Here is a 25,987-nt window from a genome sequence, read left to right as displayed (position 1 = left end):
ATAACTCAATAATTTTACTTGTATTCTTACAAATAAATAAGTAAGTTTGAAAGATAAATAATCATTTTTTAAAAAATCTATGAAAAAAAAATTACTTTTTATCGTTTTATTTTTAGCCTTTTCGGCTAATGCATTCTCAATGCAAATTATTATAAGAGTTGTCGGTTCTTTACATACTATAACTCTTGAGGTCGAAAGTTATGATACTATTGATAATATTAAGGCTAAGATACTAGATAAAGAAGGAATTCATATTGATTGCCAAAGGCTTATATTTGCAGGAAAACAACTTGAAGACGGCAGAACATTATCAGATTATAACATTCAAAAAGATTCCTTTGTACATCTGGTTATTAGAACTCCTTGTAATTAATATTTTTTTTATTTAGGAAAATAGAAGACACTTTTAAAAGTGCATAAGATTAAAAATAAAGGGTTTGACTTTAATTAAAGTTGAACCCTTTTTAGCATATGATTGTAGAATTGATTTTGAATGTTTCTCGAGCTGATGCAAATTTTTAGCAGCTAATTTGCTTTAAGAAAATTCTCATACAACTTATTTTCAAATACTTACAAATTATTCAGATATAAAAATGTGGTTATTCATTATATTTATGGTAAAATGAATTTAAATAAACTCAATAATATCACTTGTATTCTTACAAATAAATAAGTAAGTTTGAGAAATAAATAATCATTTAAAAAAAATCTATGAAAAAAAAATTACTAATTATCGTTTTGTTTTTCGCCTTCTCGCTTAATACGTTCTCAATGCAAATTTTTATCAGAACTTTGACTGGAAAAACTATAACTCTTGAAGTTGAATGTTCAGATACTATTGATAATATTAAGTCTAAAATACAAGATAAGGAAGGATATAATCCCGATTGCATAAGGTTAATATTCGCAGGAAAACAACTTGAAGACAATAGGATATTATGTGATTATAACATTCAAAAAGAAACGGAAATATGGATGGTTTTGAGAGAAAATTGTAAGTAATTATTTCTTAAGATAGCAAAATAATCAAGGGTTTGACTTTTTAATTAAAGTTAAACCCTTTTTCATATCACCGTAGAATTGATTTAAAATATTTCTCCAGCCGAATCTAATGCAATTTTCAGCATCTAATGGACCATGCGAAATTTCTTATAGAAGTTATTTTCAAATACTTACAAACGATTTAGCTATCAAAACTTTGTTTATTCATTATATTTATGGTAAAATGAATTTAAAACAAACTCAACAATGTCACTTGTATTCTTACAAATAAATAAGTAAGTTTGAAAAATAAATAATCATTTAAAAAAAATCTATGAAAAAAAAATTACTAATTATCGTTTTGTTTTTCGCCTTTTCGGTTAATGCGTTCTCAATGCAAATTTTTATAAAAACTTTGACTGGAAAAATTATAACTCTAGAAGTTGAAAGTTCAGATACTATTGAAAATCTTAAGTCTAAAATACAAGATAAAGAAGGAATTGATCCTAGGTGTATAAGATTTATATTTGCAGGAAAACAACTTGAAGACGGCAGAACATTATCAGATTATAACATTCCAAAAGAAAGCACCATACATGCAGTTATAACTTATCCATGTCCGAATTAATTAATTTAAAAAAAAATAAAATTGTATTTGAATACATTTTAAAATAGATTCTAATACACTTATTATAATAAAAGGGTTTGACTTTAATTAAAGTCAAACCCTTTTATTATAAATGTTTTTCACTTAATTGTGGTTTTTGAGATTCAGCAAATTGGCTAAATCAATAACTTAATCATTATTTAGCTGTAAATTCACACTTCTTTCCTAAATTAAAAACTGCATATTTCACAATTTGTGAATTAAAATCCGATTAAAAACTGTCAAAAACATTTCAAAACGTTAAATAAGCGTTATAGAAATCATAAAATTGATGATTCTGAATCAATAACATAGCATTAATTTTTCGTTTATTATTTATCTTTGAGAGAATAGAAATTAAATGAAAAAGAAAATGCCACATACAAGATTTTATCCAAACGAAGAATTCAAAGAAATAGAAATAAACGCCTCATTACAGCTTAGATATGCCATTTCAAACAAAGGCAGATTAATTAGTTTTACAGACGAAATTGAAAACGGACGCCTCTTAAAAGGAGGTTTAAGTGATGGTTATCCTACTTTTAGATTTAAGGTTAAAGTAGAGGACAAAATCGTTAACAAATATCTCTTTCTATACAAATTAGTTGCACAGTATTTTATTCCAAAAAAATCAGAAGAACAAACTTATGTACTTCATTTAGATTATAACCGAAGCAACGACGACATCAATAATTTACGCTGGGCAACAAAAGCCGAAATGATGGCGCACAGCCGTAAGAGTCCACGCGTGATTCAGGCCAAAAAGAATCTGATCGAGCACAATCTTAAAGCCGACGGAAGAAAACTGACTACTACAAAAGTAATGCTGATCAAGAAAATCCTTGCCAGACCAGAACAAAAAACACGTCTTAAAATGATCGCGAAACAATTTGGTGTTAGCGAAATGCAAATTAGAAGAATTGCCAGCGGTGAAAACTGGGGGCATGTTAAGGTTTAATTTGTTTTTAGTTTAAAGTTTTTAGCTTTTAGTTTCAGGTTTAAAGTTTCAAGTTTAACTTTGTCACTCTGAGCGTAGTCGAAGAGCACGACGAGGGCTTCGACTACGCTCAGCCTGACATATCAATATAGTTTGCCACGAATTACACCAATTTCCACTAATTAATATAAAATTCGTGTTGATTCGTGCAATTCGTGGCAAAAACTTTTACAGCAAAAACTTAAAACCTGAAACTTGAAACAAATAAAAAACAACCTAAAAATTTAAAATAAATCCTTAAATTCGCAAGCACAAATAACATAGAGATTGAAAGTGAGTTTCGGAATTAAAAAACTTCATTTTCGATAGTAAATACTAAAAACCAAAAAAATGAAATACGACGTTATTGTTTTAGGAAGTGGTCCTGGCGGATATGTAACAGCTATTAGAGCTTCACAATTAGGCTTTAAAGTAGCTGTAGTTGAAAAAGAAAACTTAGGTGGTGTATGTTTAAACTGGGGATGTATCCCAACAAAAGCATTATTAAAATCTGCTCAGGTTTTTGATTATTTAAAACACGCTTCTGACTACGGATTAAAAGTTTCTGAATTCGATAAAGATTTCCCAGCAGTTGTACAACGCAGTCGTAACGTTGCTGAAGGAATGAGCAAAGGAGTTCAGTTCTTAATGAAAAAAAACAAAATTGACGTTATTGAAGGTTTTGGAAAACTAAAACCAGGAAAAAAACTTGACGTTACTGATAAAGATAATAAAGTTACAGAATACAGCGCAGATCACATTATCATTGCTACTGGAGCACGTTCTCGTGAGTTGCCAAACTTACCTCAGGATGGTGTAAAAGTAATTGGTTACCGTCAGGCAATGACGTTGCCAACACAACCAAAATCTATGATCATTGTAGGTTCTGGAGCAATTGGAGTTGAGTTTGCACATTTCTACAACTCAATGGGAACTGATGTTACTATTGTAGAATTTATGCCAAACGTTGTACCAGTTGAAGACGAAGATATCTCAAAACAATTTGAAAAATCTTTGAAAAAAGCAGGTATTAAAGTTATGACTAGCTCTTCTGTAGAATCTCTTGATACTTCTGGAGCTGGAGTAAAAGCAACTGTAAAAACAGCAAAAGGAGAAGAAATCCTTGAAGCTGATATCGTACTTTCTGCAGTTGGAATTAAAACAAACATCGAAAATATTGGTTTAGAAGAAGTTGGTATTGCTGTTGACCGTGATAAAATTCTGGTAAACGCTTACAACCAAACTAATATTCCTGGATATTATGCAATTGGAGATATTACTCCAGGGCAGGCTTTGGCTCACGTAGCTTCTGCTGAAGGAATTAACTGTGTAGAAAAAATTAAAGGTTTACACGTAGACCCAATCGATTATGGAAATGTTCCTGGTTGTACTTACGCAACTCCGGAAATCGCTTCTGTTGGTTTAACAGAAAAACAAGCAAGAGAAAAAGGTTACGATCTTAAAATTGGTAAATTCCCATTCTCTGCTTCTGGAAAAGCTAAAGCAGCTGGAAATTCAGACGGTTTCGTAAAAGTAATTTTTGATGCTAAATACGGAGAATGGTTAGGATGCCATATGATTGGTGCTGGAGTTACAGATATGATTGCAGAAGCAGTTGTAGCTCGTAAACTAGAAACTACAGGTCACGAAATCTTAAAATCTATTCACCCTCACCCTACAATGAGCGAGGCAGTTATGGAAGCTGTAGCAGATGCTTACGGCGAAGTAATTCACTTGTAAAAATACCGCGTTTCGACGACGGTTATATATAATTTTCAATTTAATCCGATTTGCGAAAGCAAGTCGGATTTTTTTTGCTCATTCCCCATCAACTCCATTACAGTTATCTAACCATTTTCAGTTATCCTAAAAAAATCACTAAAATCCGGTATTGTAAGTTTTTTCTTTTATACACATATTTGTATTTGACCAATAATATTAATTATCACATTGTAATTCTTATTTTTTTGTGTCTTATAAACAATACTAGTATGAAACTGCCTTTTATAGAAATAATCGAAGCCACGACAAGCAATCCTAATTTATTGATGTGGAAGTTTTTTGATGAAGATAAAGAAATTAAAAACGGAGCAAAATTAACAGTACGCGAAAGCCAGCAGGTAATGCTTTTAAATGAAGGACAGCTTGCCGATGTTTATTCTGCCGGACTTCATACTTTATCTACAGAAAACATCCCAATTTTAAGCAAATTAAAAGGTTGGAAATACGGATTTGAAAGTCCGTTTAAAGTTGACGTTTACTTTTTCAATACACACCAATTTATCAATAATAAATGGGGAACTCCTGCTCCTATTTTGATGAATGATCCTCAATTTGGACAAATTAGAATTCGTGCCTTTGGAAGCTTTGACATTAAAATTGTGGACGTTGCTAAATTTTTTCGTCAATATGCAGGTACGTACGAACAGCTTACCATTTTTGAATTGCAAAACCAATTAAGAGATTTTATTGCGCCCAAATTTGGAGAAGTTTTAGCAAACGAAAATATCACTGTTACTGATGTTGCAGGAAATATTACACAATTAGGACAAAAAATAGAGCCTTATTTAAAACCTTATTTTCTTCAATTAGGAATTGAATTGACACAATTTGTGATTACAAGCGTAACCTTGCCGGATGAAGTTACCGCACATTACGACAAAATCACCAATATGAATATGGTAACCGATATGGATAAGTTTACCAAATTTAATACAGCAACAGCAATTGGAGATAAAGGAACAGCAGTTCATGATGCTACACAAAATGCATTGAGCATGGGAATTCTTTTAAATCAAATCAAACAAGACAAAGAAACTCCAAAACAGGAACCAGCAGAAGATATCACTTCTAAACTTCAAAAATTAAAATCACTTTTTGACGCAGGTTTAATTGATGAAGATGAATTCAAAATGAAAAAAAGTGATCTTTTAACCCAATTATAATGGAAGAAAAAAAGGTGAGTTCGTTTTTGGATAAGCTCAAAGAAAAAGCCCAAAAACAATCTAATTACGGTGGAGAAACAGAAATAAAAGAAGCGGAAATGAATCTTAGAAACTGCCCAAATTGTGGTGCCGGAAGAGCCAAACAAGATGGCGTAACGCATTGCGCTTATTGCAAATTTGAGTTTTTAAATGTAAAACTAACAGATGGTCTTTACATTAAAAAAGAGGATAATTCAATTTAAAAATCATAGAAATGTTCGGATTATTCAAACAAAGTGAGAAAGAAGAGAATCTGCCGGAATGGTACGCTGAACTTCAGGAATCTCAAGAAAGATGGTTTGTTTTTTTAGAAAAATTAGAAGCAAAAATAGAAGAATTTGCCACAGCTGCAATTCCGGAATTGAGACAACTTTTACAAGAAGATGACGATCTTTATAAAAGAACGTTTCATAAAGTCTATTCGGGTGTAAATGGCCAGTTAAATAACATAAGAGAAAAAGCGAGAGATACTTACGAAGTAAAAATTATTGATACTTATCAGTACTTCAATTCGCAGATTTCTGCGCTGAGTAAACATCACAATTTAATTTCTGATTTTAGAAATGCCTGTTCAGATCGTTATCACAAGGAATTTGAAAACAAATATAATTATTGGAGAAAACAGATTGATAAAGCACAAGAATATGATCTTGAAACAGAATATGAAAAAATTCTAACCGAATTTGAATCCATCAAAGACAAATTCAACTGTAACCAATGCGGAGGCAATATTACAATTGAAAAGATTTTTTTAATTGAAACTTATATTTCTTGTCCTTATTGCCAGTCACAAAATACTTTCGCTCCAAGTTCACAAGCCCGAAATTTACAACATATGGCCCATGATCTTGCCAAGCAAAGAACAGCTCACTTGTACGAAGCTTTTGAAATTGAAAACAATAAAGAGCGAGAATTATATCATCAGCGTCATGAATTAAGCCTGTCTAAAATTCACGAATCAAACAAAACCATTTTGGATGAAATTAAAATCAAAATGGATGATTTAGAAGAACAAAGGCAATTTGCAATTCAAAATGCGCCAAAGTTATATCAAGTGTATCTGCGTGCCATGTATGACGAATGGAATAAAATTACTCCTGATTTAAAAGAGCACAACGAAAAAATGTATCAGAATCAATTACAACAAAATATTAATATTTAAAAATCGAAAAAATGTTTAAAAACCTTTTTGGATCTCTAAATGGAGAAGACAAACAAGAAAATCAAGAGCAGGCTCAGGCATTAAATGATAATAACAATGATTATCAAGAAGTAGAATATGATCCTGAAACACTGCACGGAACACATTATACAGAAGAAGATTTTGATGATGAAGTAGCATCCAGAGCAGAAACATGGATTGAGGAAGAATATGATAGAGGTCATAATTTAAATGAAGAAGATATTCAAAACATTTATTTTAACTACAGAAGATCCGTTTATCAAGAATGGAACAACTGCGACACAGATCAAATGATAAAATTTGAGCATGCAAATTCTCTAAAATACAGCGGGTTTCAAACTTCTGGATTTGTAAAAGTTGACGACAATAATCCTTTTCTTGAGCCCGTGCATGGCATAGATTTAAGAACTTATACCGCAATTTGTTTAAAAGTTAGCGCAGGAATTGATCATCTTGAAGTTTGTAAAGCAATGGGATTTGAACCTGCAATCTGGGAAGAATTAAATACAATTTGGCCACAGCGTATGGGAGAAGATACTACGTTTACTGTCACAACTCTATTCGGACAATATTATGCTGAAAACGTTACAGTTCCACAATTAGAAAATCTTAAAGCAGTAATTTCAGAAGAAGGAGCAGCTAATTTGGAAAAAATTAAAACAGATCGTTATTTTTATGAAGAACTTTCTGGAGCAAGACAAGCAGCTTACGAATACGGAATTGACGGTGCACAATGGATTTTAGATACTTTTGGAATCAATCTTGCTGATTTTCAATCGGTGGCGATGCAGTGGCTGAATGATCAAAATCAAAACTGGAGTTCTGGAGAAATTATGGCATTTACCAACTACCAACAGGAAAAACAAAAAGAATATGCCGCAAAATTTGCTGCTGAACAAGGAGGAAATGTTGCTGACGATGTAAATTTCTAATTCATTTTTAATTCTTATTAAATCCGATTTGTGAAAGCAAGTCAGATTTTTTTTATGTTGAATTTCTAAAACTTAAGTTTTTGTCATTTCGACTGAAAGGAGAATCACACGCGGGTTTCGACAAAGATTGGCGATTTTCTTTGTGGTGTTTCTAGTGCGATTTCTCCTTTCAGTCGGAATGACAAAACATTGTCAAAAATAGAGTACGGAGATTTAAAAAACATAATTCTTAGTCCTAAAATTACTTTTGTATATTTGATTTCATTTCCAATTATCTAATTCCCAAATTATCTAATTAAAAAAAAATGACCACAGACATTATAGAACTACACAACTTCATAGTGCTGATCGAGCAGTCAAATTCTGACAAAGAATTTGTACAGAAATGTGAGATCGATGGCGATGCGGTTGGTTTTGCTTTTTATGGTTCTGGTAATGTCGAATTAGAAATTAAACACAACAATCAAACAAAATATTTAACAAATACTACTGGTCTGGCAATTTCTTTTTTCGGAAATCAAAAAGTAGAATTTGCGCATAAAATTGCTCCCGACAAACCTTTGCAATCCATTAGTATTTTTGCCAGACTCAAAAATCTTCATTCGCTGCCACAAGAAGAAAAAGAGATTTTCGAAAAGCAATTGCCTTATTTATTAAACCCTAACGAAAATTTTGTAAAAGGTCCAACGCATTTTATGACGCTGGATATGCAGCTTGCCGTTCAAAAAATATTCAATACAACCTATTCAGGAAATACAAGATTGTTGTTTTTAAAAAGTCAGGTCAACGAGTTATTAGCACATTACTTTGCCCTTTTGTCGAGTGATAAAAAAAATGAACTGACTGAAAAAGACAAAGAGAAACTTTTTCAGGCCAAAGAAATTGTCACAACGCATTATTCTAAACCTCCTACTCTATCCGAATTATCAAAGTTAATTGGCCTTAACAGCAATAAATTAAAAAAGAATTTCAAAGAATTATTCGGAATTCCGGTTTACAAATACATTCAGGAAGAACGCCTTAACAAAGCTTATGAATTGCTCTGTCAAAACGAAAAAACGGTGCAGGAAGCGGCATGGGAAGTGGGTTATGAAAGTTTAAGTTCTTTCTCTAACGCTTTTCAGAAAAAATTTGGATCTAGACCGAACGAAGTAAAAAAACAATTCCTTTCAAACAAATCTTAATTCTTTTCCGACAAATGTTTTAATGATGACCTGCGCATCTTTGTATCATCATTAATTAAAAAACATTCATCATGGAAACTAAAAAAATCTTATTACTTGGCGGTAACGGAAAAACCGGCCGCAGAGTTGCACAATTATTAGCCAACAAAAATGACGTTGAAGTTCGTTTAGGTTCACGAAGTCAAAATCCGTCATTTGATTGGGAAAATCCAAAAACTTGGACAGAAGCCCTAAAAGGAATTGATACGGTATATATCACTTTTCAACCCGATTTAGCAGTTCCAAACGCACCAGAAATCATCAAAAAATTTACATCGCTTGCCACAGAAAACGGCATTAAAAAAATGGTGCTTCTTTCTGGAAGAGGCGAAAAAGAAGCTCAAATCTGTGAAGAAATTGTAAAAGCGACTGCTAGAAAATGGACAATTGTTAGAGCAAGCTGGTTCAATCAGAACTTTAGCGAAAGCATATTTTTAGAACCAATTTTAACCGGTTTCGTAGCGTTGCCAAAAGCATCAATTTTAGAACCTTTTACAGATGCAGATGATATCGCCGAAGTTGTTGCCGAAGCACTTTTAAATGAAAAACACGACGGAAAAACATACGAACTTACCGGCCCGAGGTTACTTACTTTTAAAGAAGCAGTTGCCAAAATAGCAAAAGTTACGGGCAGAGAAATTGCATTTCAATCCCTTTCTTTAGAAGAATATATTGCTATGCTTCGCGAATATGAAGTTTCGGAAGATGTAATTTGGCTGGTTAACTATTTATTTTCTGAAGTTTTAGACGGACGAAATTCCAGCATTACCAATGATATCGAAAAAGTATTAGGCCGAAAAGCAACCGATTTTACCGATTATGTTGCAAAAACTGCTAAAACCGGAATTTGGAATGAAGTAAACCAATTGTCATGAATTTTATAAAGGCAGTAACAGCTGGAGTAATAGTGTGGACTTGCATGGTTATTACATTTATAATTTTAGAACATATTCCAATTATAAAATATTCTTTGAATGCACAAACCGCAATTGCATGCGTTTTAGTTGTTTTTTATGCCCGGATTGGAGCATCGTATTATTATAAAAAAGGAAATAGAGCATTTGGCGGCTTATCTCTAGGTATAATCATGTCTGCAACAGCAGTGTTGCTAGATGTATTGCTCTTTGTTCCGCTCGTCGAAATTCCGAAAGGAAATACATATCAGGATTTTTTCAGCAATCCTTTGTTGTATCTGCTTGCAATCCTAAACTTATTAAGCGTTTATTTTTATTGGAAACAGAAAATTAAAATTCAATAAATTAGAAATCCAGAATTTATAATCCGATTTGCGAAAAGCAAGTCGGATTATTTTTTTGCATCTAATTCAATAAAATCGGGAGCTCACTTTGTATTCAATTTGCATTATAATCAAACCTAAAATTTTGATTGTAATTTATAAGAATAAAATGCTATTTTCGTCACAGAAAATTATCCAAACCAAAGAAACCAAATTATAAAACCAATGAAGAAAATTTTATTTTTTATACTTTTAGGATTAACAATTACTGCAAAAGCACAAGAAGGCAGTGTCGAAAAATCAATGTTCTCTGTACAAACTGGTTTTGCAGGACTTTGGCTGAGCAACGAATTGAGACTTTCAAATTCTATAGCATTAAGAAGCGAAATTGGTATCGAATATGATTTTGCTGTTGGAGATCATTACGATGAAGCTGGTTTTATTTTACAACCTGTAATCACTGTAGAACCTCGATATTATTATAATTTAGAAAAAAGAAATGCTAACGGAAAAAAGACTGCTCACAACAGTGGTAATTATCTGTCTCTTAGAACAAGTTATCACCCAGATTGGTTTGTAATTAATCTTGACGACGATATCACCAAAACTGCCGATTTATCGATTATTCCAACCTGGGGAATGAAACGCTCAATTGGAAATCATTTTACTTACGAAGCCGGCGCTGGTTTGGGTTTAAGATTTGTATTTTTAAAAGCCAATTCTTATAACGGAAATGCTCAAAATGTAGATGGTTTTAATACTACAGATTTGCAATATACTCCTTATTTACATTTGAGAATTGGATATGTTTTTTAGAATAAGACAAAAAAATATTTCATGAACAAAAAACATATTTGCTTCATTTTTCTAATCTTCTGTTTCTCAAATATATTATTTGCACAAACTCAAGTAGAAATGAATCAAACAGGTCTTCAAAATTTTATAAAAGCTGATAATGAACTCAATAAAGTTTATAATCAGCTTATGAAAATACTTGACAAAAAAGAAAAGCAACTGCTAATAACAGCTGAAAAAGACTGGCTGAAATTTCGCGATTCTCATTGTGAATTTGAAAAAGTACAATATGAAGGAGGAAGTATTCAACCTCTTATATACTCAACCTGTTTGGAAGAACTAACACGTAAAAGAATTACAGAAATTAAAACCAGCATAAAGAACCGAAATCTTTAATATTAGAATAACCGTAAATTCAATAATAAGGTCTCAAACTTAAAAACTCATCTTGAACAATCTGCCCCATTGGCATCCAAAATAAACCATTTGCCCTTTTAAATTGTTAAAACCCAAAATACCAATCATAGTTGACACAGCAAAAAATCGTGTCAGAAATTGACAATTCCATCGATAGAAAATAGAGCGAATTTTAACATTTTAAACCAAAAAAGAGTCAAATGTTAATTTTGAAAATATTTCATTTTAATAGGAAATATTTCTGTTACGTTTGTAGTATAAACTAAAATAACTATGAGCGAAATTACTTCTTATTGGTGGATTTTCTTAATTGCATTTTCCATCTTATTTTACAAATTTGTATTGCGTGTTTTCTTCGGAATGGTGATTGTTCCGGAAGACAAAATTGGTTTAATAACCAAAAAATTCGTTTTGTTTGGTACAGACAAATCGCTTCCCGATGGTAGAATTATTGCCACAAAAGGAGAAGCTGGTTATCAGGCACAAACTTTGGCTCCAGGTTTATATTGGGGAATGTGGATTTGGCAGTATACTGTAGACATGACGGGTTTTACCATTATCCCAGAAGGTAAAATCGGACTTGTTTTAAGTAAAGACGGTAAAGAAATCCCAACGGGACGAATTCTTGCCAGAAAAGTAGACAGCGACAATTTTCAGGACGCAAGTGCATTCTTAAACAATGGCGGACAAAAAGGACGTCAGACCGCTTTTATTACCACAGGATCGTATCGTATTAATACGTTCTTATTTGAAATCGTAATTGCAGAGCAAATTAAGATTTACGAAAACATGATTGGTATTGTAACCGCACTCGACGGCGAGCCGATTCCGCAAGGACAAATTGCCGGAAAATTTGTAGAAGGCCACAATAACTTTCAGGATTTTGACCAATTTCTAGACAAAGGCGGAAATCGTGGTTTACAACCTCAGGTTATGCTTGCCGGATCGTATTACATTAATACGTGGGGAATTTTAATCGAGCAAAACCCAATGACAGATGTGCCTATTGGATATGTTGGTGTCGTGATTTCGTACATTGGCGAAGATGGTCAAGATGTTACCGGCGATACTTTTAAACACGGAAATATCGTTTCTAAAGGACAACGCGGTGTTTGGATGGAACCTTTTGGACCAGGAAAATATGCGCTTAATAAATACACAACAAAACTAGAACCGGTACCAACAACAAACCTGGTTTTGAACTGGGCAAATGCACGAAGCGAATCGCACGATTTAGATAAAAACTTATCTACAATTACGGTACGTTCTAAAGATGGTTTCCCGTTTAATCTGGACGTCGCGCAGATTATTCACGTGCCTGCTGCCGAAGCGCCAAAAGTTATTGCGCGTTTTGGAAGCATGAACAACTTGGTTTCGCAGGTTTTAGAACCTACAATTGGTAACTATTTTAGAAACTCGGCTCAGGACAGCGATGTAATTTCATTCTTATCAACCAGAAAAGAACGTCAGGAATCGGCTAAAAATCATATCAAGCTGGTATTAGACGAATACAACGTAAACGCGGTAGATACTTTGATTGGAGATATTGTGCCGCCAGATTCGTTAATGAAAACATTGACTGACAGAAAGTTAGCAGAAGAAGAGCAAAAAACCTATCAAACCCAAAAAATGGCGCAGGAACAACGTCAGGGAATGGAAAAAGAAACGGCAATTGCAGATATGCAAAAAGAGATCGTTCGTGCGTCACAAAGTGTTGAAATTGCGCAGCGTACTGCAGATGCAACCGTTAAAAAAGCAGAAGGTGATGCAACAAGTTTAAAACTAAACGTAAACGCTGAAGCAGAAGCTACAAAAATGCGTGCCAATGCCGAAGCGGAAGCTACAAAAGCAAGAGCCGGAGCACAAGCCGAAGCAACAAAACTTACGGCAAGCGCAGAAGCAGAAAGAATCTCTAAAACCGGTTTGGCCGAAGCAGAGAAAATTATGGCAGTTGGTAAATCTACTGCCGAAGCGTATCAACTGCAGGTTTCTGCAATGGGCGGCGATAACTTTACCAGATATAAAGTTACAGAAGAAATTGGTAAAGGAAATATTAAAGTAATTCCAGATGTTTTAATTACTGGAAACGGTGGTTCTGACGGATCGATAAGCGGTCTTTTAGGTTTAAAACTAATGGAAATGATGGATACCGACAAAAATGTAAAAGGTCCTAAAAAATAATTTATTTTGATTTTAATAGTAAATCCGATTTGTGAAAGCAAGTCGGATTTTTTTATTTAAAAATTTCAAAACCATTTCTTAAAAATATAAATCAATCACAAATTGTAAGCTAAATCTCAAATTATTATATTTGAGATTCGAACAATAAAAGCAAATCTTACATCTTACTCTGATTTGCTAAACAGATCAGATTTTTATTCAATTGAAATCTTTTAAAATACAAATAATATAAAATTAAGAATCATGTCAGATACAAAAGTATTCTACGCCGACGGAGAAAACCCAAAAATGATTGAAGCTTACAAAAGAGCACAGGAAACCTTTAAATATTTCTGGAGAGAACTTTCCTGGGAGCAACGCCGTATTATTCCTGCACTTGACGTTTCTTGTGTAAAAGTGGCTTTTATGCAGGAAGTTGACAACGAAACCATTGTAGAACATATGTGGATTAACGATGTAAACTTTGATGGTGAAACTATTTATGGCATTTTAGTAAATGATCCGAATGAATTAACGAATGTAAATAATGGCGACGAAATCGCAATTCCAATCAATCAAATTAGCGACTGGCTTTTTGCAAGTCAGGAAAAAACGTATGGCGCATTTACTATACAAGCCATGCGCTCTGAAATGAGTGATGAGGAAAGAAATGCACACGACGAAGCATGGGGATTAGAATTTGGAGATTTTAATGATATTCAGGTTGTTTTTGAACAAAAAGAAAAACCTGAAAATCTAATCGAACATCCGATGAGTAAAAATATGAAAGAAAGCCTAATCGATTTCCTTAAAAATAATCCTGAAGAAATAAAGGCTCAGGACGATTTAGGTTATACTTTTTTACATCGGGAAGCAATTGCAGGAAACCAGACTTCAGTAGAAGTTATTTTAGAAAATGGTGCAGAGAAAAATGCAAAAACCAATAGCGGAAAAACAGCTTTTGATTTCGCCAGAGACCTAAAATGGAATCATTTGCTGCCATTGCTTCAATAGAAATTATACGAATCCGATTTGTTTTCACAAATCGGATTTTTTATTTTAAAATTTTAATCCCTTTTTAAAAAAAGCAACACTTCTTGATACAATTGATTTCTGCTTGTTTCTAAATGTGCGACATGAGTTCCCGAATCCAAAATTATATATTTTTTTGATTTTGCATTTTTGAGGGAAATCAATAAATTTTCAGCATCAGAATTGTTTGGATATTGATCCCAACTGCCTCTTATTATTAATGTTTGTGCTTTTATTTTTTCTGGATTATAATACGGTTTATTATGCATTAAATCTTCAATATCCTGATTTGGACCAGAAGGAAAACGAACGTTTCCTGTTTTTAGTTTCTTAAATAATGGATCACTGTTTTCCCAAATTTCACTCCAATTTGTAAATACTTCTTTTTCTAATTCACAGGATTTATCTTTTGGCGTAAGACTTTCCATAGCGTCAATCCTTTGTTTTGCTGTCATTTCTGCAAAAGAACCTTTAATATTTTCTTCTTTAGTATCTTCGTTTCTAATTGTTATAGCGGCAAACAAAACAAGCTTTTCTATTTTCTCAGGAAATTTTGATGCATACAGCGCCGCGACAGATCCGCCCCACGAATGACCAATTAAATACACTTTATTTTTACCGGTTTTCTTCCTAATGAATTCAATTGCTTTATCGACATCTAAAACAACTTCTTCTCCTCGTCCGACAACTTTGCCATCGGTAAAATTATTTTCCATTTCTGGATATCGATCCGAATTTCCATAACCTAAAAAATCGAGCGCAAAAACATCATATCCATTTTCGGATAAATTGGTCATCCAGGATTCGTTATTCATTTTAAAACCAAAAGAAAGTGCTGTTGGAAATGATGATCCATGAAGAAAAAGCACAGGATAATCGTTTGAAAGTTTTTTTGTTGGAATATAATTTACAGCAATTTCTAAATTATTAATATGACTTTTTGTTTTTAAAACTTCCATGTTATCAGGTTTAATGGTATTAAAAATGGTTCCCGTTTTCTGTGCATTTGTCTGATAGAATGCCAAGAAAAAAAGGAACAATAATATTGTATCGTTTTTCATTCTTCTTTAAAATTTCATCAAAAGTAAAATCCAAACACACCCAACACTTCAATCTATGCTTAACTATTATTGTAGTTGTTGTAAATTTCACAATTTAGTTAAAAACTAAAGTCTCTTTTTAAAGTCAAAAGCTATATATTGTATTTCAGTTTTTAATCCATAAAAAAGCAAAAAATGACATTAGAAGAATATAAAAAAGAATTCTCAGAAGACGATGCTGTCGGCTGGTTATCAATAGATAAAGAATTTGAACGTCTATATCCCAACCAAGAACCCAAACATTATGCACCAGCAATTAGTTATATGCTTGGTGGAGAAAGTCCGCTTGATGGAGTGAGCATTTACGATAGTACGAAACAAACTGAGCACTTTCATTTTATAACTTACGGTTTTTCTGAATTGTATTATGACGAACAAAAAATTGAAGGAGAATTTAGCAAATGGGGATTTGAACTTACTTTTAGATTAAAACCTCTCGCAGAAGATAATGGAAATCCAACTTGGGCAGTTGCGTTGTTACAAAACATTGCAAAATATGTCTTCAGCTCCGGAAAATGGTTTGAAGAATTTCATTATATGCCGGCAAACGGACCAATAAAATTAGAATCTGATACCGATATTACGGCAATTGTTTTTGTTGCAGATCCTGAAATTGAAAAGAAACAAACGCCACATGGAGAAGTTTCGTTTTTACAAATTGTTGGAATTACTTCTGCTGAATATAACGACATTTTAGAAAATCGTAAAACGATAGAAGAAATTGTAGATAAATTAAAAGAAAACAATCCGTTGTTAATTACTGATTTAGCACGAACTGAATAGTAAGTGATTATTATTATAAAATGATTTTAGAACGTATTTTTTTATAACCTAATGCTAAATTATGATGAACAAAGAAATTGAAGCGTACAATAATTTACAGTCTGATTTGGATAAAGAAATATGTACAGCACTTTATCATATTATAATTGAAAATTTACAAGAAGCCGAAAGTAAAATCTGGCACGCACATCCGGTTTGGTTTCTAGACGGAAACCCGATTGTGGGTTATAGCAAATTAAAAAAAGACATACGGCTGCTTTTTTGGAGCGGCCAGTCTTTTGACGAAGAAAAACTCTTAAACGAAGGTTCTTTTAAAGCCGCCGAAGCCCGTTACACTGCCGTAAATCAAATTAATACAGAAGACATAAAACGCTGGCTTAAAAAAGGAAAAGAAATACAGTGGGATTATAAAAACATTGTGAAACGAAAAGGAGTTTTAGAAAGATTAAAATAAAACATTACATACAAACCTAAAAGCCATTGCTACAACTCAAAATGATGACTAAAACTTATTTATTTCTATTTACTTTTTTAACGCTGACTGCATTTTCTCAAAATAAAATGAAAACGATAAACGAATTAATAATCGAAAAAGATTCAGGCTGGAAATTAGTAAAAGAATGGATTGGCGCTGCAAAAAATAAAGTTGAAATTCTTCCTGCCGATCCTCAGAAAGCAAAAGATGCTTTATACAAAACGCAAGTTACCACAAGTTCGCCAATGGGTGCAATTGTTTATAATACGGGCGGTCTTTTGGTAGATAACGGCTGGATCCGAATTTTGGGTTCTGGAAGTGCTAAACTAAACCGAACGCTCCCAGATTGGAACAAAGGGAAATCTTTTAAAGAATTTGGAGAAACTCCCTCTTTCTTATTAATTGCAGATGATGCGCTTGGCGGTTTTTATCTCTTAAACGGCGGTGGATTAGGACAAGATGTGGGCAAAGTGTATTATTTTTCTCCTGATAATTTAGAATATGAAGCTCTTGACATTTCTTATTCTGAATTTTTAGAATTTTGTTTTAATAATGATTTGGATAAGTTTTATGCCGAAAGCCGTTGGAAAGACTGGAAAAAAGAAGTTTCTGTTTTAGAAGGCGATAAAGTTTATAATTTCTATCCGTTTTTGTGGACAGCTGAAGGAACAGATATTAATAAAGTTTCCAGAAAAGTAATTCCGGTTGAAGAACAATATAGTTTAAATATTGATTTAAGAAAGCAGCTCGGACATTAACTTTATTTTACTCAAAAACAACACAATTAACTATAAATCAATTACTTAAAATTAATATCTTTACTACTGACATACTCTTGTCACAATACCACTTTACCTTTACTGAAACTAATTAAAACCTTTCAATAAAATGGAAACTAAAGATGGAAAATTAGCAGTTTACGCGCCAACCCGACAAGACTGGCGCAATTGGCTGATAGAAAACTGCGAGACAGAAAAATCAGTTTGGCTCATTTTATACCATAAAAAAAGCAGTATTGTAAGCGTAAATTTAATCGAAGCCACAGAAGAAGCACTTTGCTTTGGCTGGATTGACAGTTTATGCAAAAAACGCGATGCCGAAAGTTATTATCTTACATTTTCTCGTCGCAATCCGAAAACCAGCAAATGGAGTAAACCCAATATTGAAAGAGCCGAACGCCTTATTGAAGAAAAATTAATGACTGAACACGGTCAAAAGCTTATAGATATTGCCAAAGCTCAGGGAAAATGGGAAATTGCTGCTCCTTAAAATAAGTGATTTAAGGCTATACTAATTCATCTCCGAACGCAATGTTTTTTTTACCACAAAGATCTCAAAGAAAGAAAACACAAAGTTCACAAAGCTATACTAATTGAACTTTGAGAACTTTGCAAAACCTTTTTCTTCTTTTTGTGGTAAATCTATATTTCACAAACTTTACGCAACATGTATGTAACTTTTTAAGAAATTAACTACTAATACATTAATATATAACTTAAAAGTAAATTCATGAAGAAAATTTCAAGACGTTCGTTTGTAAATAAATTTGGAGTTGGATTAGGTGCATCTGTTGTTATGACAACGCTTCCCTCCTTTTTGACTGCATCAGAAAATCCACAAAAACCTTATACGGGAAAAAAAATAAACATAGCGCTCTGCGGTTTAGGAAATTATGCCGGTATGCTCGCAGAAGGAATTAAAGCTTCTCAATACTGCAATCTTGCAGGAATTGTAACCGGCACTCCGGCAAAAGCTGAAAAATGGAAAGCACAATATAATATTCCAGAAAAAAATATTTACAATTATCAGAACTTCGACGAAATAAAAAACAACCCAAATATTGATTTGGTTTACGTTGTTATGCCAAATGGCTTACACAAAGAATTTGTAATTCGTTCTGCAAAAGCGGGAAAACATGCCATTACCGAAAAACCAATGGCTATTTCTGTAAAAGACTGTCAGGAAATGATCGATGCCTGCAATGCAAATAATGTACAACTGGCCATTGGCTACCGTTTACATTACGAACCTACACATTTGGAGATTAAAAGATTAGGACAGGAAAAAGTTTTCGGAAAAGTACGATTTATAGAAGCTTCTCTTGGCTACAAAACGTATGATACTCTTGATACTAAAACTATCGTTGATAAAAACGACCGTAACGAATGGAGGCTGAATAAAAAATTATCCGGCGGAGGTCCTTTAATGGATTTAGGAATTTATTGTATTCAGGCGAGCCGTTATGTTTTGGGCGAAGAGCCAACTGCTGTTACCGCTCAATTCGGGCACATTAACGACAAGAACAGATTTTCTGAAACTGAGGAAAGCATTTCCTGGCAAATGGAGTTTCCGAGTGGAGCAACTGCCAATTGCAATACTTCCTGCGGTTTTAATATCGATCGTTTTTATGCCTCTGCAGACGAAGGTTTTTTTGAATTGAGCCCTGCACTAAGTTATGGTCCTTTTGAAGGAAAAACATCTGCGAAAGAATTAAAATTTCCGGTAATAAACCAACAGCAGACACAACTTGATGAAATTTGTAAAGTATTGCTAGACAATAAAAAACTGCCAAATCATATCACAGGCGAAGAAGGTCTAAAAGACATTAAAATTATTAATGCTATTTATAAAGCTGCAGAAACCGGAAAAAAAGTTCTAATATAAATCTTAATTATTACTAATTTTAAAGCAACCTTTTCATTAAAAAGATGTCTTTTTAGTAAACGAATCCTTTAAATAATTAAGATTAAAATCATGAAGAAAATCGCACTTTTATTTACATTTTTATTCGCATTACTTTCCTGTGAAACAAATCATCCGACTGTCAATAATCAAACTTCATTAAACGGAAAATGGAATTGGGTAAGCTCTTCGGGAGGTTTTACAGGCAAAACGATTACACCAGAATCTGAAAAGAAAACCATGACAATTGAGATTTCTGACTCGGTTATAAAAAAATACCAAGACGGAAAATTGTTGTCTAAAAATTCTTTTTCTATACAACCTCAGCAATCTATTTTTGGAGGAGAAAGAAAAATGATTATTCTGGACAATGATATGCCAAAACAGTCTTTTGAGATTAAAGACAACAAATTGTATTTGAGTGAAGAATGCAACGATTGCTATCAATCTGAATATGTCCGCATAAAATAAAAACCATAAATGAAAACAATAAAAATTCTACTTGCCCTTAATTTTATTTTCTTTTTCTCTTCAGCAGCACCAAAAGAGAAAAAATCTGAAACCAATTACAACACAAAAGAAATCACTTTTGATAAAAGCGAATTGGCAAAAAAATGGCTGATAAAATCGATCGAAAATTTCTTTAAACAAAACGAAGAATTTCCGGAAATGAGTACTATCACTACAAAGGTATACAATGATTATAAAATCGATGCCATGAACATTGATATGGGGACAGACGGAAGTTTGACTATGCAACAGTTCAATAAAAAATGGAAGAAAAAATACGATGTAAAATACGCTGGTTACGATGGCTTTTTAATTTCTGCTCAGGATTCGGGAAAGGTAATTGTTGCAAAATGTGAATTATTATCTTCTAAAAATAATGTGTATGTTTTTCATGTTATTATAAAAGATTTGACTTATAAAGGCACTTACACAAGAGATATAAAAGTTATCGAATCTGGAAAATCCTTTTTAATAGATGATGTTAAAGAATTGAATTAAAATTGAATTCTAACTTTCAAAAAACAAATGGTAGAAATTACAGAACATAACAAAAGTCATTTACCTGATTTAAGAAAATTGTTTCTGCAAGAAAGACAATCTACTTTTGTTTGGGTAAATCAATCTGAGTTTCGGTTAAAAGATTTTGAAAGAGAAACCGAAGGAGAATATATTCTTATTGCAATAGAAAACGGTATCCTGATTGGTTTTATTTCGGTTTGGGAAAGGAATAATTTTATTCATCATCTGTATATTGATAAAAAATATCATGGTCAGGGCGTCGGCACAAAATTGCTGCATGCAATAATTGCTAAAATTGGTTTTCCGATTACATTAAAATGCTTAGAAAATAATACTAAAGCGGTAAACTTTTATATCAAAAAAGGATTTACTCAGAAAGAAAGAGGACTTTCCGGACACGGCGGTTATATTTTATTTGAATTAAAAGAAACAGTGTAAATTGTTTATTTTCAAGAAAAATTAAAACTATGAGAAAAGTTGTAATTGTCGAATTTCCGTCGAATCTTGGTTTAAAAGAACCTCAGCCGGGAAAAGAACCCGGAGTAAAAAACCTGCCCAATTGGCTCCAAAAACACAATCTGCATAAAGCTTTAAATCCAGAAGAAGTTTTACGACTTGAAGCTCCTCAATACAACAATCTCAAAGATCCTGAAACAGGTATTCTTAACCCCAATTCCTTAATTGATTATGCAGAACAACAAGCAAAATTATTAAGTGAAATATTTGCCAAAAATCAATTTCCGCTTATTCTTGGCGGCGACTGCAGCATACTTTTAGGCGCTGCGATTGCTTTAAAACAAAAAGGCAATTACGGATTATTTTATCTGGACGGACATACCGATTTTATGGATGTTTCTTTATCCGAAACAGGCGGTGTCGGCGGAATGGCCGCATCAATTGTTACGGGAAATGGACATAAAAAACTAACTGACATTTTAGGTTTAAGTCCTTACATAAAAGAAGAAAATCTTTGGTGTGTGGGAAATCGGGAATATGATGACGAATATGAAAATGAAATCCGTCAATCTACTGCGACTTATATTAGCTTGGAATTATTAAGAAAAAAAGGAATCAGCGAATGCGTAAATTCCTTTCTTTCGGAAATTGAAAATAAAAATCTAGACGGATTTTTTCTTCATATTGATGTTGATGTTTTAGACGATTTAATAATGCCTTGCGTTGACAGCAGAACGCCCGATGGCTTAAGTTATGATGAATTTAATGAGCTTACTTTGGAATTGTTTAAAAGTAAAAAACTGGTTGGGCTTGAGATTACTATTCTTGATCCGGATTTGGATGAAACGGGAACTTTCACGAAAGTATTTGTTGAGAATTTGACTTCAACTTTTAATAAATCGCAGTTATTCTAATTCTTTTTTCTTCATTGCGAGGAACGAAGCAATCTCACTATTAATAACTCAAAGTATCCTCAATTTTGTCATTTCAAAGAATGCAAAAAATTATGTGACAATTAGTAAAAAAATATACTTTTAATATATCGAAATGCAATTAAAGTATTGTGTTTGCCCAAAAACGAAGAAATCTTATTTACTAGATCATCTTTACGTAATTGTTAGTGAGATTGCTTCGTTCCTCGCAATGACGCAGATTGCGAAAAAATCTAAAATCTAAAATCAAAACTCTAAAATCACTCTTGTCCGATTTCACCCGCAAATTTGTCCACTATCAACCCTAACATATTGATATTTAGATTGTAAATTTGTTATATAACTTTCTAAAATCAGATAAAATGAGTGCAAAAGATTTTACCACAACGTTTATAACAGATCATTCTCCAGAAGAAGTTTTTAACGCCGTTACCAATGTCAGAGGCTGGTGGTCTGAAGAAATAGAAGGCAATACAGCCAAACTTAATGATGAATTTGATTATCATTATGAAGATGTGCATCGTTCTAAAATTAAATTGATAGAAGTTATTCCGAATCAAAAAATCGTCTGGTTGGTAGAAGACAATTATTTTAAATTTACAGAAGACGAAAAAGAATGGACAAGTACAAAACCTACTTTTGAAATCACTGCAAAAGACGGAAAAACCGAACTTAAATTCACTCATTTTGGCTTAGTTCCAGATTACGAATGTTTTGAAATCTGCCAAGATGCCTGGACAAATTATATTCAAAATAGTTTGAAAAAACTTATTGAAACCGGAAAAGGCGAACCAAACGGAAAAGATAAACCACAGACCGAAAACGAAAAGAAATTATCGACAAAATAATTCCTAAAACCTTAATTCCTAGTTTAGACTACGACAATAGTAGATTTGGCTACAACTGTTTTTTTGATGTTGCGCAATTTTGTAACATCAAATTAATAGAGATATGAAAATTATAATTACAGGTTCTTTAGGGAACATCAGCAAACCGCTGGCGAAAGAGCTAGTGCAAAAAGGACATGAAATTACCGTGATTTCGAGTAATCCTGAAAATCAAAAAGCAATTGAAGAATTAGGAGCAAAAGCTGCTATTGGTTCTGTAGAAGATGTTGCATTTTTAACAGATATATTTAGAGGCACAGATGCCGTTTATTGTATGATTCCGCGTGCCAATTATTTTGATCCGAATTTAGATTTGGATGCTTTTACGAGAAATATAGGAAATAGTTATGCCGAAGCAATTCAAAAATCTGGTGTAAAACGTGTTGTGTTTTTAAGCAGTATTGGCGCGCATTTAGAGAAAAATTCAGGAATAATTCTTCGTTATAACGAAATTGAAGCTGTTTTGAATAAACTCTCCGATGTTTCGATTACGTTTATGCGTCCGACTTCTTTCTTCTATAACTTACTGGCTTATATTCCGGTTATAAAAAATCACGGGATTATTGCCGTAAATTATGGCGTCGGAAAAACAATTCCGTGGGTTTCGCCGCTGGATATTGCGTCTGCAATTGCCGAAGAACTTACAACTCCGCTTGACGAGAAAAAAATCCGTTATGTAGTAAGCGAAGAACTTACAGGCGAAGAAACAGCCCTTATTTTAGGAAATGCAATTGGAAAACCAGATTTAAAATGGACTTCAATAACTGACGAAGAAACTTTAAATGGTTTAATCAACGTTGGTATACAGCCAAAAATCGCTGCTGGTTTAGTCGAAATGTACGCTAGACTTAACAATGGTGTTTTAGCAGAAGATTTCGTCCGCAACAAACCTGCTGTTTTTGGAAAAACAAAACTGGCAGATTATGCCAAAGATTTTGCCGTAATTTATAATCAGAAATAAGTATCTTGTGCTATGGCAGTTTCTCAACCACATCGAATAAAAAGTATCAGCGAATTTCATGAATTTCGAGGTTTACCAAAACCGGAACATCCGCTTGTAAGCGTTTATAATTTTGAAGAACTCAAATTTCTGAACGAAAAAGAACCACAAAGTCTCATTCTCGATTTTTATTCGATTGCACTTAAGAGAAATTCAAATGCCATAATGCGTTACGGCCAGCAGGAATATGATTTTAAAGAAGGCGTATTATTATTTATTTCGCCCGGACAGGTTTTTTCTGTCGAAGGAAATTCTGAGCTGCATCATACCGGATATTCATTATTAATTCATCCGGATTTTTTGTGGAATACGCCTCTTGCACAGAAAATAAAACAATACGAATATTTTGGCTATTCTGTTTATGAGGCGTTGCATCTTTCTGATAAAGAAGAAAAAATGATCATTGATATCATTAAAAACATTCAGAAAGAATATGAGTCTAATATTGACAAATTCAGTCAAGATGTTATAATTGCGCAAATTGAATTGCTTCTCACCTATTCTGAACGTTTTTACAACCGACAGTTTATTACCCGAAAAATTAGCAATCACGAAATTTTATCACGCTTAGAAAAACTGCTGGAAGACTATTTCAGCAGTGATTCTTTAGCAAAAAAAGGCCTGCCTTCGGTGCAGTATATTGCAGCAACTTTACATCTTTCACCTAACTATTTAAGCGGACTTTTAAAATCATTAACGGGACAAAGCACACAACAGCACATTCATGAAAAACTGATCGAAAAAGCAAAAGAAAAACTTTCTACAACTAATTTATCTATAAGCGAAATTGCTTTTGAATTGGGTTTTGAACATCAGCAGTCCTTCAGCAAATTATTTAAGACCAAAACCAATATTTCACCTTTAGAATTTAGGCAGTCTTTCAATTAAAATTTCAATCTAAATAATATTTTTCATACATTCGTTACCATAAAAATCGAATAGTATGAATCCTATTTTTAGAAATACTTTGGCTGTTATTGCCGGTCTTTTTGTTGGAAGTGTTGTAAATATGAGTATTATTTTAATGAGCGGTTCTATTATTCCGCCTCCAAATGGTGCAGACGTTACAACAATGGAAGGTCTTCAGAAAACCATGCATTTATTTGAGCCAAAACATTTTCTATTTCCTTTTTTAGCGCACGCGATCGGAACTTTTGCCGGCGCGGCAACAACAGCATTTATTGCTATCAACCATAAAACAAAATTGGCCCTTATTATTGGTGCATTCTTTTTATTAGGAGGCATCGTAAATGTATGTACGCTTCCGTCGCCAATGTGGTATACCTTGGTAGACCTTGTGTTTGCTTATATTCCAACCAGTTATTTAGCACTTCGGTTATTTGGAAAAAGTAAATAGACTTTAAATTAAATCATTTTTAAAATGAGCGATCAATCAGCCCATAGAAAACCTGCCAAAATGTGCTATGAGCATATTGGCGGAAAACTTGGAAAACTTCTCGTAGAAACTTTTTCTGAAAAAGGATGGATTACCAAAGCAAAACCTACAGACAAACATTTTTACATTACAGATTTAGGGCAAAAAAAATTCCTGGAACTTGGTGTAGATATTAGCCAGATAAAACCAGAAGAACTTTAGACATTCTATTTTCGAGATTTTTTATTGAAAAACATACTTGTAATTTTCATAACTTAGTTAGCTTTTAAATTTTAAAATCATGACTAAGAAATATATTGCAAAGGACTTTTTAAAATTGGCCGCCAAAGGGCATTCACACGAAGCATTTCGGCTTTATGTAGGTACGAATTTTAAGCATCATAATGTTTATTTTAAAGGCGATGCCAATACATTGATGCTTGCCATGGAAGAATCATCGAGACTAAACCCAAATAAAATTTTTGAAATTCATCATGCCATTGCCGACAAAGATATGGTCGCCGTGCACTCGCATGTCAAGCAGAATTCTAAAGATCCCGGCGTTGCTGTTGTTCACATTTTTAAATTTGAAGCAGATAAAATAGCCGAACTTTGGGATTTAGGACAGCCTGTTCCTGCTAAAATGGTGAACGAAAACGGAATGTTTTAAATCTAAATCAAAACTCAAAATCATACATTTCT

32 protein-coding genes are annotated in these 25,987 nt (G+C 33.0%); 31 read left to right on the top strand and 1 reads right to left on the bottom strand.

All coding sequences use genetic code 11. From position 1 onward, the window contains the following. Positions 1-79: 79 nt before the first annotated feature. The 16 genes from EV144_RS13655 (at position 80) to EV144_RS13580 (ending at position 14,548) form a co-directional block, all read left to right on the top strand. Positions 80-373 carry a ubiquitin-like protein gene (locus EV144_RS13655; protein ID WP_208326856.1) on the top strand — a complete coding sequence of 98 codons (294 nt, stop codon included), beginning with the start codon at positions 80-82 and terminating at the stop codon, positions 371-373. 338 nt (positions 374-711) lie between these two features. Beyond that, positions 712-1,002 carry a ubiquitin-like protein gene (locus tag EV144_RS13650; protein WP_208326855.1) on the top strand — a complete coding sequence of 97 codons (291 nt, stop codon included), beginning with the start codon at positions 712-714 and terminating at the stop codon, positions 1,000-1,002. A 313-nt stretch (positions 1,003-1,315) separates the two neighbouring features. After that, entirely contained in the window at positions 1,316-1,609 is a 294-nt protein-coding gene (locus EV144_RS13645; RefSeq protein WP_208326854.1) for a ubiquitin-like protein, read from the top strand. A 391-nt stretch (positions 1,610-2,000) separates the two neighbouring features. Next, on the top strand, positions 2,001-2,585 hold the full coding sequence (locus EV144_RS13640) for an NUMOD4 domain-containing protein (RefSeq protein WP_134149614.1): 585 nt from the start codon (positions 2,001-2,003) through the stop codon (positions 2,583-2,585). A gap of 369 nt (positions 2,586-2,954) precedes the next feature. Beyond that, positions 2,955-4,343: a dihydrolipoyl dehydrogenase gene (gene lpdA / locus EV144_RS13635; protein WP_134149612.1), complete on the top strand. Its 1,389-nt coding sequence runs from the start codon at positions 2,955-2,957 to the stop codon at positions 4,341-4,343. A gap of 251 nt (positions 4,344-4,594) precedes the next feature. Then, positions 4,595-5,548, top strand: coding sequence for an SPFH domain-containing protein (locus EV144_RS13630; RefSeq protein WP_134149610.1), 954 nt, complete (start codon positions 4,595-4,597; stop codon positions 5,546-5,548). After that, positions 5,548-5,790: a hypothetical protein gene (locus tag EV144_RS13625; RefSeq protein ID WP_134149608.1), complete on the top strand. Its 243-nt coding sequence runs from the start codon at positions 5,548-5,550 to the stop codon at positions 5,788-5,790. The genes EV144_RS13630 and EV144_RS13625 overlap by 1 nt, the downstream gene beginning before the upstream one ends. Before the next feature lie 11 nt (positions 5,791-5,801). Further along, positions 5,802-6,749, top strand: a complete 948-nt coding sequence (locus tag EV144_RS13620; RefSeq protein WP_134149606.1) for a hypothetical protein — start codon at positions 5,802-5,804, stop codon at positions 6,747-6,749. Between the two features lie 11 nt (positions 6,750-6,760). Continuing rightward, complete coding sequence (locus EV144_RS13615) at positions 6,761-7,702, top strand: DUF6620 family protein (protein WP_134149604.1); 942 nt, start codon at positions 6,761-6,763, stop codon at positions 7,700-7,702. 305 nt (positions 7,703-8,007) lie between these two features. Next, complete coding sequence (locus EV144_RS13610; RefSeq protein WP_134149602.1) at positions 8,008-8,886, top strand: helix-turn-helix domain-containing protein; 879 nt, start codon at positions 8,008-8,010, stop codon at positions 8,884-8,886. Positions 8,887-8,957: 71 nt separating this feature from the next. Continuing rightward, complete coding sequence (locus tag EV144_RS13605) at positions 8,958-9,800, top strand: NAD(P)H-binding protein (protein ID WP_134149600.1); 843 nt, start codon at positions 8,958-8,960, stop codon at positions 9,798-9,800. Next, complete coding sequence (locus EV144_RS13600) at positions 9,797-10,183, top strand: DUF5367 family protein (protein ID WP_134149599.1); 387 nt, start codon at positions 9,797-9,799, stop codon at positions 10,181-10,183. Before EV144_RS13605 ends, EV144_RS13600 begins: the two co-directional genes overlap by 4 nt. Before the next feature lie 204 nt (positions 10,184-10,387). Beyond that, positions 10,388-10,978 (top strand): hypothetical protein, encoded by a 591-nt coding sequence (locus EV144_RS13595; protein ID WP_134149597.1) that lies wholly within the window; start codon positions 10,388-10,390, stop codon positions 10,976-10,978. Positions 10,979-10,999: 21 nt separating this feature from the next. Then, on the top strand, positions 11,000-11,353 hold the full coding sequence (locus EV144_RS13590; protein ID WP_134149595.1) for a lysozyme inhibitor LprI family protein: 354 nt from the start codon (positions 11,000-11,002) through the stop codon (positions 11,351-11,353). Positions 11,354-11,647: 294 nt separating this feature from the next. Next, a complete protein-coding gene (locus EV144_RS13585; protein ID WP_134149593.1) occupies positions 11,648-13,555 on the top strand; it encodes an SPFH domain-containing protein in 1,908 nt (635 codons plus the stop codon). A 243-nt stretch (positions 13,556-13,798) separates the two neighbouring features. Continuing rightward, positions 13,799-14,548: a DUF2314 domain-containing protein gene (locus EV144_RS13580; protein ID WP_134149591.1), complete on the top strand. Its 750-nt coding sequence runs from the start codon at positions 13,799-13,801 to the stop codon at positions 14,546-14,548. Between the two features lie 53 nt (positions 14,549-14,601). Here the strand turns inward: EV144_RS13580 and EV144_RS13575 are convergent, their stop codons facing one another. Next, positions 14,602-15,627 carry an alpha/beta hydrolase gene (locus tag EV144_RS13575; protein ID WP_134149589.1) on the bottom strand — a complete coding sequence of 342 codons (1,026 nt, stop codon included), beginning with the start codon at positions 15,625-15,627 and terminating at the stop codon, positions 14,602-14,604. Positions 15,628-15,801: 174 nt separating this feature from the next. On the opposite strand from EV144_RS13575, the gene EV144_RS13570 reads away from it, so the two are divergent. The 15 genes from EV144_RS13570 to EV144_RS13500 all read left to right on the top strand — a co-directional run bounded on the left by EV144_RS13570 (position 15,802) and on the right by EV144_RS13500 (position 25,955). Further along, positions 15,802-16,449 carry a suppressor of fused domain protein gene (locus EV144_RS13570; protein ID WP_134149587.1) on the top strand — a complete coding sequence of 216 codons (648 nt, stop codon included), beginning with the start codon at positions 15,802-15,804 and terminating at the stop codon, positions 16,447-16,449. Positions 16,450-16,510: 61 nt separating this feature from the next. Further along, positions 16,511-16,903: a DUF1801 domain-containing protein gene (locus EV144_RS13565; protein ID WP_317129084.1), complete on the top strand. Its 393-nt coding sequence runs from the start codon at positions 16,511-16,513 to the stop codon at positions 16,901-16,903. Positions 16,904-17,010: 107 nt separating this feature from the next. Beyond that, positions 17,011-17,682: a DUF2625 domain-containing protein gene (locus tag EV144_RS13560; protein WP_134149585.1), complete on the top strand. Its 672-nt coding sequence runs from the start codon at positions 17,011-17,013 to the stop codon at positions 17,680-17,682. 130 nt (positions 17,683-17,812) lie between these two features. Continuing rightward, positions 17,813-18,193, top strand: coding sequence for a YdeI/OmpD-associated family protein (locus tag EV144_RS13555; protein WP_134149583.1), 381 nt, complete (start codon positions 17,813-17,815; stop codon positions 18,191-18,193). A 240-nt stretch (positions 18,194-18,433) separates the two neighbouring features. Next, the gene (locus tag EV144_RS13550; protein WP_134149581.1) at positions 18,434-19,588 is read left to right on the top strand and encodes a Gfo/Idh/MocA family protein; all 1,155 of its coding nucleotides are present in this window, start codon (positions 18,434-18,436) and stop codon (positions 19,586-19,588) included. A gap of 90 nt (positions 19,589-19,678) precedes the next feature. Further along, on the top strand, positions 19,679-20,077 hold the full coding sequence (locus EV144_RS13545) for a hypothetical protein (protein WP_134149579.1): 399 nt from the start codon (positions 19,679-19,681) through the stop codon (positions 20,075-20,077). 9 nt (positions 20,078-20,086) lie between these two features. Continuing rightward, entirely contained in the window at positions 20,087-20,614 is a 528-nt protein-coding gene (locus EV144_RS13540) for a hypothetical protein (RefSeq protein ID WP_134149578.1), read from the top strand. Positions 20,615-20,641: 27 nt separating this feature from the next. Continuing rightward, entirely contained in the window at positions 20,642-21,073 is a 432-nt protein-coding gene (locus EV144_RS13535; protein ID WP_134149577.1) for a GNAT family N-acetyltransferase, read from the top strand. A 29-nt stretch (positions 21,074-21,102) separates the two neighbouring features. Further along, positions 21,103-22,005 carry an arginase family protein gene (locus EV144_RS13530; protein WP_134149575.1) on the top strand — a complete coding sequence of 301 codons (903 nt, stop codon included), beginning with the start codon at positions 21,103-21,105 and terminating at the stop codon, positions 22,003-22,005. A gap of 380 nt (positions 22,006-22,385) precedes the next feature. Continuing rightward, positions 22,386-22,871, top strand: a complete 486-nt coding sequence (locus EV144_RS13525; RefSeq protein WP_134149574.1) for an SRPBCC family protein — start codon at positions 22,386-22,388, stop codon at positions 22,869-22,871. Positions 22,872-22,974: 103 nt separating this feature from the next. After that, complete coding sequence (locus EV144_RS13520) at positions 22,975-23,871, top strand: NAD(P)H-binding protein (RefSeq protein WP_134149573.1); 897 nt, start codon at positions 22,975-22,977, stop codon at positions 23,869-23,871. A gap of 12 nt (positions 23,872-23,883) precedes the next feature. Continuing rightward, entirely contained in the window at positions 23,884-24,798 is a 915-nt protein-coding gene (locus tag EV144_RS13515; protein ID WP_134149571.1) for a helix-turn-helix domain-containing protein, read from the top strand. A gap of 55 nt (positions 24,799-24,853) precedes the next feature. Next, positions 24,854-25,267, top strand: a complete 414-nt coding sequence (locus tag EV144_RS13510) for a hypothetical protein (protein ID WP_134149570.1) — start codon at positions 24,854-24,856, stop codon at positions 25,265-25,267. Between the two features lie 24 nt (positions 25,268-25,291). Beyond that, positions 25,292-25,507: an ArsR family transcriptional regulator gene (locus EV144_RS13505; protein WP_134149569.1), complete on the top strand. Its 216-nt coding sequence runs from the start codon at positions 25,292-25,294 to the stop codon at positions 25,505-25,507. Between the two features lie 79 nt (positions 25,508-25,586). After that, complete coding sequence (locus EV144_RS13500) at positions 25,587-25,955, top strand: nuclear transport factor 2 family protein (protein ID WP_134149567.1); 369 nt, start codon at positions 25,587-25,589, stop codon at positions 25,953-25,955. The last annotated feature ends 32 nt before the right edge of the window (positions 25,956-25,987 follow it).

The organism is Flavobacterium sp. 270, assembly GCF_004368785.1.
In the GTDB taxonomy this organism is placed as follows: domain Bacteria; phylum Bacteroidota; class Bacteroidia; order Flavobacteriales; family Flavobacteriaceae; genus Flavobacterium.
This window is presented reverse-complemented; position numbering and strand designations above follow the sequence as displayed.